This window comes from Niallia sp. MER 6 (assembly GCF_023714395.1).
Taxonomy (GTDB): Bacteria; Bacillota; Bacilli; order Bacillales; family Cytobacillaceae; genus Niallia.
On record NZ_JAMAUK010000007.1, the window covers coordinates 213,383 to 224,996 of the forward strand.

The following is an 11,614-nucleotide window of genomic DNA, read 5'->3' on the forward strand; positions in this document are numbered from 1 at the left end:
CCTTACTATGCTAGTTACTCTGCTTTATTTGCCAAGATGTCCACCGCCCGTAAAATCCCTTCGTATCCTGTGCATCTGCACAAGTTCCCTGAAAGTCCTTGCAGAACTTCTTCTTTCGTCGGCTGGCTTTCACGTTCCAATAAGCCCTTTAGTGCCATAATCATCCCTGGTGTGCAATATCCGCATTGCAAGGCGCCTCCTTGCAAAAAGGCTTCCTGGATCGGATGTAATGCATCTGCACTAACACTCTCAATTGTCTGCACCACTGCATCTTCCAGCTGGTAGGCCATGACTAAACAGGAATTGACAAGCTTTCCGTTCAAGATAACGGAACATGCTCCGCATCTGCCGACTTCACAAGATATTTTTGTGCCTGTCAGGTTTAATTCCTTGCGAAGGATATCTACTAATCTATAAGTGGCAGGGACAGATAAATCTACTGAGCTGCCATTCACATTAAAGCGGATTGTCTTTCCAGCTTGCAGCTGCTCCTTCATCCTTTGTCCCCTCCTAACCAGCCGTTTTGATTTTCTTTGCTGATTTTTGTAAAGGCAAACTCCATAATCTCTTCTGGACAGATAGGCAGCTTGTTAACCCAGTGGCCTGTAGCATCATGAATGGCAGCAACAATAGCAGGAGCTACTGCTACTGTCCCAATTTCCCCAACGCCGCGCGGTCCATACTCGTCGCCGTCCTCTAACTCTTCGATAGCTGACACATTCGTGGATTTGGGGATATCCAGAATGGTTGGAATTAAGTAAGAATCAAAGTTTTCCGTCATATACCTGCCATTATCCATAACGGCATCTTCCATCAATGTAAAGCCGAGTGCCATACTCCCGCCACCTTCAATCTGCCCTAAGTAGCCCATCGGGTTGACGACAGGTCCGGCAGCAATGGCATGATCGAGTTTACTGACATATACTCTTCCTGTCAGTGCATCTATTTCTACTTCTGCAGCTGCTCCAGCAAAGGAATATAAAAAATGTCCGCCATCGATGCTTTCTGGAGTTGTCGGAAAGTGATAGCTTGCCGTAACAACTGGGAGCTCGGAAATTTTGTCTGCTACTTCTTTATAAGTCATAACGAGGGCTGAGTTACCATTTTCTTGATATTCCCAAATCCCTCCATGTCCCGTATTTAAGACTTCAAGGGGCACTCCTGACTGTTGGGAAACAAAAGAATAAACCTTATCACACCACGAACCTTTCATTTTGTTGATACCGGTCCAAACCATATTTGTAGCCCTAGAGGCAGTCGAAGAACCGGAGTGAGGTACTTTTGCAGTATCGCCGATTGTTATTTCAACATCATCTGCAGAACAAGCAAAAGACTCTGTCATAATCATTTCAATCGTTGACAGCAGACCTTGACCACATTCTTCAAAACCAAACGAAATCTCTAATTTACCTTTTTCATTTAAGGACAATCTAGCTCCTGAAGGATCGGAGCGGCCATAACCAAGCCCTCCACCATGCATGGTTATGCTGTAGCCTTTCCCTTTTAAAATAAATGGCTGACTTTCATTGTTAGGAGGTTTGTCTTGAAGAATCGGTGATTTCAGTATTTCATCTAATACTTGCTCCGCTCCGGCGGTTGGAACGATTTGCTGATTCACTGGCCCAGGATCTGCTGTTTTCCGCAAATTCTTACGGCGCAGTGCTGTGCTGCTTATGTTTAACATCTCAGCCAGCTTTTCGATTTGGCTTTCTAGTGCAAAGGTGACTTGATTACCGCCAAAACCTCTAAATTCTCCAGCAACACCGTTATTTGTGTACACAGAATAGCCTTCTACCTCAACATGCTTTATCCTATAAGGTCCGGTACTATGCTCAACAGCAAAGTCAAGTACAGCAGGTCCCAATGTGGCATATGCACCTGTATCAGCCAATATCCTCACCTTATGTGCAAGCAGGTTGCCATCCTTATCTGCGCCAGTTTTCATGGTTATTTTCATCGGATGTCTTTTTAGGCCTGCTTTAACAGACGTTCTTCTCGATTGATGGATTTTAACTGGTTTTCCAGTTGCTCTTGCAAGCAAACAAATAAAGGGCTGGATATTTAATTCATCTTTTCCGCCAAAAGATCCGCCAATCGGACTTGAAATGACTCTTATATCGCTCTCTGGCATATTTAGTATTCTGGATAGCTGCAGCTGATCTTTAAAGCCATGCTGGGTTGGAGCATATATCGTTAAGCCATCTTCATGAGGAACAGCAACTCCACCTTCTGTTTCCATATATGCATGCATTTGCCTTGGTGTATAGTAGACCTCTTCCACGATACAAGCACAGTTTGCAAACGCTTCTTCTACATCAGCTCCTTGTTTGTAAAAGGCATTATGCAGAAGATTGCCATTTTCATGGAGCTTAGGAGTTTTTGCTAACAGGCTGACTTCCGGATCTGTAATGGGCTGCAAAGGAGTGTATTCGACCTTAATAAGCGCTGCCGCCTTTTCGGCAATTTCCTGTGTTTCTGCAGCAACTGCAGCAATGGCATCTCCCACATATCTGACTGTATCCTCACAAAAAACAGGCTGGTCTTGAATAACAATGCCAAAGCCATTTAAGCCAGGAATATCTTTTGATGTCAGAACCGCACTAACACCTGGAAGTTTTTCAGCTTCTGAAGTATCAATACTGTTTATTTTTGCAAAGGCATATTCACTGCGGAGCACAGTTCCATAAAGCATGTTCGGGAAGGACATATCCGAAAGATACTTCAATTCACCCGTTACTTTTTGAATCCCATCTCTTCTTGCCTTCCACCTGTTTTGAGAGCCTGCTCTAGTCAATCGCATCCTTCATCCTCCTTTACATACTCCGAATTTAGCAGGTTATAAAGATTGGCAACAATAATATTGGCAGCCGCTTTTCTTCTGTAGCTGTCTGTAACAAAAGGGTCAGAATAAGAATGGAAGCCATGTTCAATCATAGAGCGTAACACTTGCCACTCCATCGTTTTTAAGCTTTTCTGCAGTACATAGCTTTCCGCGTCTGACAGTCTTTGCGGCTGGTGAGCACCGCCGCCGATGGCCATTTTTGCATCTGTAATGACGCCATTTTCCATCTCTATCCTGCCTGCTGAAGAAATAATGGCAGCAGTGAAGCTTTCTCTGCGTCCTATCTTCTGAAAAAAGGATATGCTCCGGCTTTCGGTGGATAGCGGGATATTTACCGAAACAAGCAAATCAGGCTCTGTTAGCGGACCAGCTTTAATCCATTGTGATAATGGAACAACATACGTTGAAACGCCATTAAAAAAATGCAGCTGTGCATCTAAAACAAGTAAAGCAGGGATAGAATCTCCTACTCTGCTGCAAATATTTCCGCCTAATGTACCCCTGTTCCGAACAGCAGGTGCAGCAATTTTTGTACAGGCCTCCGCTAAAATTTTCGCTCTTTTCTGAATATTTAAGTCAAGGATACAATCAGACAATAAAGCTGATGCACCGATTCGCAAAAAATATGCTTCTTCTTCTATACCTTGTAAGCTTTCTAACCGGTGGGAGCTGATCAAATGATGTGGTTTTGGCTGACCAGCTTCCCAGTTCAATTGTAAAAGAGTGCCTCCGGCAATAAACATAGAACCTTCCTGTCTTAATGAAAAAACCTCTCCTAAGCCCGCAGGTGCATCAACAGCTGTATCATCATTTTGTAGTGAATTTTTCATCATCTGCCCCCCTATCTTCTAAAACACGGCAATAATTTCGATAGTCAGCCATTGTATCGATATCTGCGAAAAAGTCATCATCAATAAATTCAAGCAACTTCCCTTTTAAACTTGAGTCTTTTAGAATAGTTCTTGCTCCTGTGTCTCCAGTCAATTCATAAATTCGATCAAACAATAAAGAGGATAACACTACAGGCGGTTTAATGACTCCGTTATTTAAGCAAGCAATATATTTTTCGTCTTTCTCCAATGACTGGCACAGCAAGGTTTGCAGCATAGATTTAGGAATGAAAGGCTGATCTGCCAAGCAAATCAGCACTTTGTCTGCCTTATGCTCTTCTGCTTTTTTTACGCCTGCAATTAAGGAGCAGGATTGCCCTAAATGGGCTTTTTCAGAGACAACTAATTCCCCTCTTCCAGCTGATAGCTGTTGCTGCACATCTGCAGAAATCCAATCTAAGTTATCTTGTGGATGCACGACAACATACACATAGGTTTTTGGATTATGAAGGATTGTTTTTAACGCCCTCATTCCCAGCGCTTCTCCTCCAAAGTGAAGTGCCATTTTTTTGCAGCCCATCCTTTTGCTTTGCCCAGCAGCGAGGTAAATTACCTTCAACTTTTCACCACTTTCGAGCTTTCCGTATTGCTGTTTTTGACTGCAATTAATTGTGCTGCAATGCTGATTGCTATTTGTTCAGGACCGTCTGCATTTATGCTCAGCCCCACAGGAGAATAAAACCAGTCTGGTTTGCCTTTATTGCCCAACAGCCGATCTGCTCGTTTTTTCGAGCCGAGCATACCGACAAAAGCATACTCTCCACCAAGTAAATAGTTCATCAGCTCTTTATCCTTCGTAAAGTTATGTGTCATGATAACAATAAAATCGCTGCTTCTAACATGAACTTCCTCCAGCACAGACAAAGGATTGCCATTAACGAGCAGGTCAGCATGGGGGAAATGCTCTTTTGTGCAATAGCTTTGGCGCCAATCAGCAACAATTACTTGGAAACCTGCCTGTTTGGCTATTTCACAAACTGGCCGTGCATCAGCTCCTGCACCATATATAATCAATCTTGGCTGTGGTAAGAAGGTTTGGCGAAAATAATATCTGCCTGTCTTTTCGTCAGCATACAGCTTATTCACTGGAACAGAGTGCACAAAATGAGTGTCAAAATTGCCAGCATTCTCTCCTGTTTCACTGATAAACACACTTGAAATGACGTTTAAATCATCATCAAGCATCTTAATATGCTCTACTGTATCGCCATTTTCGAGCCATTGCCTCACCAAGGTGAGATTATTCTTAAGCTCACTGCTCACATATTCCATCAATACAGTTATGCTGCCGTCGCAGCCTGCGCCCTGTCCCCAAGATAAATCATCCTCTGAACGCAAATCATATATAAGGGAAAAGGATGATCTTCTATCATGCCCCTCGATTTCCATTCTTGCTAAAATATCTTGCTCGACGCAGCCGCCGCTCAACAAACCCATTTCCCAGTTATCCTCTGAAAAGAACATCATCGTTCCTTCTCTGCGGTATGCAGAACCTGTTACATCAATGATTGTCGTTAAAAAACCGCCAGAGCAACTAGCTGCAACAGCGTGTATAACAGCATACTCATCTGAAGACATCATGTTAACCTCCTAAATGGGTGGCTATTCTGGGATAGAAACAACTCTAACTATTTAAAGAAAGAGGGCTTATAACCGCCCTCATGTTAATAAATATAACATCATTTGTTATTAAAAAATATTATCTTTCTCCATAAAAAATGTCATTGTTGAATTTATATAATAAAAATATTTAGAATTAGCTAAATTGCACAACTATTTAACCTGCTAATATATTGTAAAAAATCAGTTTGCCAGCGCTTCTCTGTTGTCGTCTAGTAATTGTTGCAGATAAGAACAAATGCTAAAAAATATTTGCAGCATTGCCTCGGTATTTTCAATTGACACATTTGCTAACATTGATATTTGAATCCAGTTTCTCTCTTGCAAGTAGCTGCTTTGATAATGGAGATGAAAACCTTGCTTTTTCATCCAATCACCAATCATAACAGAGGAAAGAGCGGGATCAAGACATACTGTCAGGATTGGGGAACAGTGCAAATTTGCTGCCGGCAACACATAAAACTTAGCATCTGTCAGTCTTTTATATGTGTATGCAAACCAGTCGGCAACATCGCTAAACTTTTTTGTGAAATCTTTTGTGAGCGCTTGCTCTAATGCAGCAAGCAATGGGGAAGAATGGGTATATGGGACACTGTTATGGGAATGGTACAGTCCTAAATCTAAATACGGTGGAAGCTGTTCATTCGGCTTAACAGCATGATTATGAAATACGAGAGCTAATCCTGAGACTGATTCAATTCCTTTTCCACTCACAGCTGTTGCTAAATATACATTTTTAAGGCTGACTGGCAGTGCTCCTATCGTGCTGATACAGTCTACTGCCTGTTTAATCGGCTTGTTACCTATTAACTTGGTTATATGTTCAATCGGAATGACAGTGCCCGTAGAGGTTTCACAATGAACATACCATATCCATTCCACTCCTCCATTGAGTGCTGTTCTCAATTCCTCCTCTGAGAACGGCTCGCCCCACTCTTTCTTTAAAACTTGGCAATGAAGCTGGAATCTTGCTGCCCTTTGCGCCAAACGCTCTCCAAATTCTCCGTTGCTTAAGATTAGGCCTTTACCGTTTAATAGAGACAGCTGGGCGGCGACAGCGTCGTTTGCGAGCGTTCCTGTTCCGAGCATTACTTGAACATATTTAGCTTTCGTAAGATCTGTCAGCCTTGTCTGCACTCGTTCCATCATCTCCATAAATAAGTTGTCACGATGGGAGAAACCTTGGCGACAAAACGCATCAAGGACATTGTCTGTTACTAAAACAGGGCCTGGCAAAAAAGAAACCGTTGCCGGCAAGACTTTTTCTGAAAGCAAAATTCTTTCCTTTAACAGATACATAGGCTGATAGATTGCTCCATGACTGCCAACTTGATGGGCAAACGGAATAAACCCGATATGCTTATACAGTTTTTCCTCACGGAGAATGCCGCTAATAACAGCTCCATCGTAGCCTTTCTCGATAAAGACATGGTGAAGCATGCGCAATAAGCCAACGAAAACCTTTGTTTTCCGGTACTCCTTCCTAATAGAGAGCAGCCTGATTTCGCAAAGCTTATTTACATTCACTATGTCAGACAAGTAAACACCAATATCTCCCAGCTTTTTATCTAAGGAAAAAGGCCGCTTATCTGCCAGAGAAATCATGCCAATTACTTGATGATCCTTTAAGGCAATGATATATGTATTTTGGTCATGAAAAGAATCAATTAGCACTCCTTGCTCATTTCTGTCATGCTGGGGAATTTCCTCAGCAAAGGTTTCATGATTTAACCGAAAAATCTGTTCGAATTCCTGTGGATGTGAAGCAATTTTGAATAAATAGGAAGTTTTTTTCACCATTAAAATACACCTCTCCAAGAAATATAAGCTTATTATTTAGTTTTTCTAACTAGAAACTCCCTCCAGCTGACACGATGGGCGAGTATAATCACAGCTACCAGCAGCAGAGCAAGGCAGCCTGACCAAACGTCCTTTTCCATTAAGAAAAAAGCGAAGGCACAAACAGTTAAACTCAGCAAACCTGGTACAGTAAAACCTCGGTATAGAAGATAAAAAACAAAGAAGCTGACAATGATGATCGGGACAAACAGCCAATGAATCGCGATTAGTCCGCCGATTAATGTGGAGATTCCTTTTCCGCCTTTAAACCGAAAAACAAGCGGCTTAATATGCCCGATACAAACAAACAGCAAGCCGGCAAGCAACACTGCAGTCGAGTAACCAAGTAATCTTCCTGTTATAATAACAGCCGCACCTTTTAAGGCATCTCCTAAAAACGTAAGTACAAAAGCTTTTTTACCATACAGCCTGCCAGCATTCCTTGCCCCAGCATTTTGGCTGCCTTCTGAACGTATATCTGTCCCTGACAGAATTCTCCCAATGATGACACCAAATAAAAGATTTCCGAGTAGATAAGCGGAAATGAAATACAAAACTAGCAAATTTACACCCTCTGTCTGTTTTTACTATTTAACTGTAATTTTCAACCAAGTAAATTATACATGATTAGAATAAATTTACACAATTATTATTAATTTTTCTTTAAGATAAGACCAAAATGAAGATATTTTATTTACAGATGCGAAATACCTGTTGAATAATTTCTTTAGTTTTTTTATTATGAATGTAGCAATCTATCCGATATATAGATAGTTGAGAAGAAATGTTTAGAATCTGGGGTGATTTATGTCCAGGTTCAGATGTATTTGCTTGTAAAACCGAGGTGAACGAAATGAACAAAGAAATTATTAAATTTATTCGAAAAAACTATGAGATGACACAGAGAGACTTTGCTAAGGTTGTCAATTGCAGCTTTGCGTTAATTGCACTTGTGGAAGTAGGTAAAAGAAATGTCAGCAAGGAGCTTGAGAACAAGGTGAAGACGGCATTTAACATAGATGATCAAGACATACAGTCCATCACTACTATTATCTCTGAATTTAGTAAAGGCATCCCTCCATTCATGTAAAACGAGCAAAACAAGAGGGGCAAATAATTTGCTCTTCTTATCAACTTTGCTCTCCCCTTCTTTTTTCCTTCTATTGCTAATTAAAAATGCCTTCTCCATTCTTTTATTAATTTCCAGTTAACAAAATGCTTATTTATTATTTACATAAGTTTTTTTAGTGAAAATAAATCTTATATCTCCCTCTTTTCTCTCATTTTCTTACGAAAAATCTGATTATTTCCTAAACAAAGCCCTCGAGTACGCTCGAGGGCTTTGTTGTTATTTACAGCTTAAATCTGCTAATTAATGTCATTAATTCTTCCGCCATTTTACTTAAAGAGAGTGCAGATGCAGAAATTTCCTGCATGGATGCAATTTGTTCTTCTGTAGCTGCCGAAACATTCTGTGTTCCTTGATCTGTTTGCTCTGCCATTTGTTTGACAAGATTGATTGCTAGAACCATTTGTTCCATGCCATTGTTCAATTCTTTAACAGAATGAGAAACATGCGTAATTTGACCACTGACTTCATCTACCGCAGATTTTATTTCACCAAATATTTCTCCTGTTTGATGGACTACTTTAATACCGCCATCCACCTCTGCAGTCGCATTATTCATCGATTCAACTGCTTTTATTGTTTCTGTTTGGATTCTGCCGATAAGATTACTTATCTTGCCTGCTGATTCAGAGGATTGCTCTGCCAATTGGCGGACTTCTTCTGCCACAACCGCAAAGCCTTTACCCTGTTCGCCAGCTCTTGCTGCTTCAATCGCTGCATTTAAGGCAAGAAGATTCGTTTGGTCAGCAATGCCAGTAATAACTTTCGATATCTCTCCAATTTCACTTGAATAGCTGCCAAGCTCTTTAATAACCTTTGATGTCTCTCTAACACTAGTGTTAATCGTATCCATCTGGGCTTCAACAGTATCAATTGCTTTGTTTCCGTCTGCTGCCTTTGCAGATGCATCCACAGACCGTTTTGCAACTCCATCAGAGCTGACTGAAATTTTCTGTACATAATTAAGCATATTAGCTACAGACTGATCTGTTTTTGTCAATTCAACAACTTGGTTATCCATTGCTGCACTCACTTCATGGACAGTTGTTGAAATATGCTCTGATGCGGCATTCATTTCTTCTGTGCCTGCTGTCAGCTCTTCAGCTGAGGCTGCGACTTGTTCTGAGCTGATTCTCACCTTTTGGATAACCTCCCTAAGGTTGTCGGTCATTACACGAAAGGAAGCGGCAAGTTCGCCAATTTCGTCCTTAGAGTTCGTAATCACATCATCACTTTGCAGGTCGCCTTCTGCTATTTTTTGAGCATGCAATCTAATATGATCCAATGGCTGTAAGCTTTTTCTAATAATATAAACCAATGCGGCAATCAAGCCAATTGACAGGATTAGTGACAAAATAAGGGAAGTCATATTCGTTTTTGTCAAGCTGTCTTGAACATCCGTCAAAGCCGCACTTGCGATATTTGCATTCTCAAAATAAGAGGCTGTATCCACTTGCGCCATTAGCACATATCTCGCTTCATCATTAACGATAACTGGATAATATGTTTCAGCTTTTCCATCTTTTATGGATAAGGCCGGTTTTTTTGAATCTATAACTGATTGAATTGTTTCATCCTTAATCGTTGAACCCTTTTCAAACACTTGCTCTTGTCCTTCTCTCAAGGTTTCCGTCAAAACAATACCACTGCTGCTAATTAAGTACAGTGACTGAACACCGTTTCCATCTTGAATAAATTTAGAAAGAGACTCTTCAAAAACTTCGGCATTTTGACCGACCTCTACTATCCCCTTTCCATCTAGTCTTGGAATAGAGGTAAATTTAAAGATCTCACCACTTTCTTTTTTTATTGTCAGCGGACCTTCCATGATTTTAAGTTCACCTGACAGAAGTCCCTTAACGGTTGGATCTATGGCAAGCAAATCAAAGCCAATGGATGCTTTATCTGTTGAATGAGTAAAAACCCCTTTTTCATCCGTAATTAAGAAATCATTCATCCCTGTTTGTTCTGCTATCTCCTTTAAATCTTGATTAGAGATATTTTTTTGCGCATCTATTTGTTGAAGCGTATAAGCAGCATTTGCCATTGCTTGGTCTAACTGCTCCTCTAAAACTACTACATGCTGTGAAATTTGCGTTGATAATTCTGTTAGCTTTTCTTCCACATCTTTTGTTGAGTTGGCATCCAATTCTTCCATTACTGCCTTTGTATCCTTTTTCATGCGATTTGTTTCCACAAATTGCACAAGACTTGATGCTGCTATGAGCACAATAATGATTAAGCTCGTGATGCCAATCATTTTGTTTTTTAATGACATAAGTAACCTCCAAAAATATTAATACATATTTTTATCGGACAATCTCGAGAAATGTTAAATTTTATCTCGGATAGAATGCTGTTTAGCAATAGCAACCTTTTTGCAAAGAAGCACATAAGCTGTAAGGAATAGATAAAAAAGGAGGAAGTAAATTGCCTGAATATGATAATCGAAATACATCTGTGTATTTGCCAGAGACAAATATAACCGCAGATACGTGCCAATCGGTATATCATCATAACTATCTGCAATCTGTTTTAGCAAACCAGCAGATAAAAAACGAGCAGCTTGCATTGCAATTAGAGGAGCTTTTACTTCAAGGAAATAGAAACAGCAATGCGCAAGGAGAAAAAATACAGCATTTGGAGGAATTACTTTTTGTGCAGGAAGCTTTGTCTAAAGATATTCTTGAAGAAGCAAAACGAAACCAAGATGACATAAAAACGATTCTCCAGACCACCCAGCAAACAGAAAGATTGGCTGCAGACACCGAACAAAAGCTCATTGAAGAGCAGCTCGTTCATACAGCCATACTCGATCAGTTCACCATCCAAGAAACTGCGCTTCATACACTTACTAAATCATTAGAAACATTTAAGCAGAGCTCTGACTCCTTAACAGCAAAAATAAGTGCGAATGAAGAAACGCAGCAAAAAATCGAAGAAAAATTAGACCTTCAAGAGGTTTTCCAGCAAACAATCCTAGAGAAAATGGAAGATACAGATGCGAAAGTCGGTAAACTAACAAGACAAATGGATCAGCTTAAAGGCATCGTTTTTGAAAGAATTCAATTTCTAGCAACTAAGCTAGAGGACAATATGAAATCACTTGTTATGCCTGTACACCAATTTTTTGTGAAGGCGAATGATAAGGAAAATAAATAAGAAAGTAAGAAAAACCGGGCATAGCCCGGTCCTTTTCATGGTTAGAGAATATCCGATAATTTGTACTCTATGCCATGTACCCCTTTATAATACTCAGGATACATTTCACCCCCACATTTTTCACATGCAAAC

General features: G+C 40.4%; 10 protein-coding genes. 2 read left to right on the forward strand and 8 right to left on the reverse strand.

What is annotated here, in order from left to right; all coding sequences use genetic code 11:
• Positions 1-14: 14 nt before the first annotated feature.
• From M3600_RS12145 to M3600_RS12175, 7 genes are all read right to left on the reverse strand, one after another.
• On the reverse strand, positions 15-497 hold the full coding sequence (locus M3600_RS12145) for a (2Fe-2S)-binding protein (RefSeq protein ID WP_233313939.1): 483 nt from the start codon (positions 495-497) through the stop codon (positions 15-17).
• Positions 494-2,800, reverse strand: coding sequence for a xanthine dehydrogenase subunit D (gene pucD, locus M3600_RS12150; protein ID WP_251646203.1), 2,307 nt, complete (start codon positions 2,798-2,800; stop codon positions 494-496). The genes M3600_RS12145 and pucD overlap by 4 nt, the downstream gene beginning before the upstream one ends.
• Positions 2,791-3,675, reverse strand: a complete 885-nt coding sequence (locus M3600_RS12155) for an FAD binding domain-containing protein (RefSeq protein ID WP_251646215.1) — start codon at positions 3,673-3,675, stop codon at positions 2,791-2,793. The genes pucD and M3600_RS12155 overlap by 10 nt, the downstream gene beginning before the upstream one ends.
• Positions 3,650-4,291, reverse strand: a complete 642-nt coding sequence (locus M3600_RS12160) for an NTP transferase domain-containing protein (protein ID WP_251646217.1) — start codon at positions 4,289-4,291, stop codon at positions 3,650-3,652. The genes M3600_RS12155 and M3600_RS12160 overlap by 26 nt, the downstream gene beginning before the upstream one ends.
• On the reverse strand, positions 4,288-5,313 hold the full coding sequence (locus M3600_RS12165; RefSeq protein WP_251646219.1) for an XdhC family protein: 1,026 nt from the start codon (positions 5,311-5,313) through the stop codon (positions 4,288-4,290). The genes M3600_RS12160 and M3600_RS12165 overlap by 4 nt, the downstream gene beginning before the upstream one ends.
• Positions 5,314-5,535: 222 nt before the next feature.
• Positions 5,536-7,152, reverse strand: coding sequence for an aminotransferase class V-fold PLP-dependent enzyme (locus tag M3600_RS12170; protein WP_251646221.1), 1,617 nt, complete (start codon positions 7,150-7,152; stop codon positions 5,536-5,538).
• A gap of 32 nt (positions 7,153-7,184) precedes the next feature.
• Positions 7,185-7,754 carry a glycerol-3-phosphate acyltransferase gene (locus M3600_RS12175; protein WP_233313945.1) on the reverse strand — a complete coding sequence of 190 codons (570 nt, stop codon included), beginning with the start codon at positions 7,752-7,754 and terminating at the stop codon, positions 7,185-7,187.
• A 290-nt stretch (positions 7,755-8,044) separates the two neighbouring features.
• Between M3600_RS12175 and M3600_RS12180 the strand changes: the two genes are divergently transcribed.
• Complete coding sequence (locus M3600_RS12180; protein ID WP_233313946.1) at positions 8,045-8,281, forward strand: helix-turn-helix transcriptional regulator; 237 nt, start codon at positions 8,045-8,047, stop codon at positions 8,279-8,281.
• 262 nt (positions 8,282-8,543) lie between these two features.
• On the opposite strand, the gene M3600_RS12185 is transcribed toward M3600_RS12180, so the two are convergent.
• Positions 8,544-10,598 carry a methyl-accepting chemotaxis protein gene (locus M3600_RS12185; protein ID WP_237941370.1) on the reverse strand — a complete coding sequence of 685 codons (2,055 nt, stop codon included), beginning with the start codon at positions 10,596-10,598 and terminating at the stop codon, positions 8,544-8,546.
• A gap of 152 nt (positions 10,599-10,750) precedes the next feature.
• On the opposite strand from M3600_RS12185, the gene M3600_RS12190 reads away from it, so the two are divergent.
• The gene (locus tag M3600_RS12190; protein ID WP_251646223.1) at positions 10,751-11,482 is read left to right on the forward strand and encodes a hypothetical protein; all 732 of its coding nucleotides are present in this window, start codon (positions 10,751-10,753) and stop codon (positions 11,480-11,482) included.
• Positions 11,483-11,614 lie beyond the last annotated feature (132 nt).

Excerpts from the sequence above, each read along its gene's own strand:
- M3600_RS12145 (WP_233313939.1), bottom strand. The coding sequence starts at position 497 with ATGAAGGAGCAGCTGCAAGCTGGAAAGACAATCCGCTTTAATGTGAAT.
- pucD (WP_251646203.1), bottom strand. The coding sequence starts at position 2,800 with ATGCGATTGACTAGAGCAGGCTCTCAAAACAGGTGGAAGGCAAGAAGA.
- M3600_RS12155 (WP_251646215.1), bottom strand. The coding sequence starts at position 3,675 with ATGATGAAAAATTCACTACAAAATGATGATACAGCTGTTGATGCACCT.
- M3600_RS12165 (WP_251646219.1), bottom strand. The coding sequence starts at position 5,313 with ATGATGTCTTCAGATGAGTATGCTGTTATACACGCTGTTGCAGCTAGT.
- M3600_RS12170 (WP_251646221.1), bottom strand. The coding sequence starts at position 7,152 with ATGGTGAAAAAAACTTCCTATTTATTCAAAATTGCTTCACATCCACAG.
- M3600_RS12180 (WP_233313946.1), top strand. The coding sequence starts at position 8,045 with ATGAACAAAGAAATTATTAAATTTATTCGAAAAAACTATGAGATGACA.
- M3600_RS12185 (WP_237941370.1), bottom strand. The coding sequence starts at position 10,598 with ATGTCATTAAAAAACAAAATGATTGGCATCACGAGCTTAATCATTATT.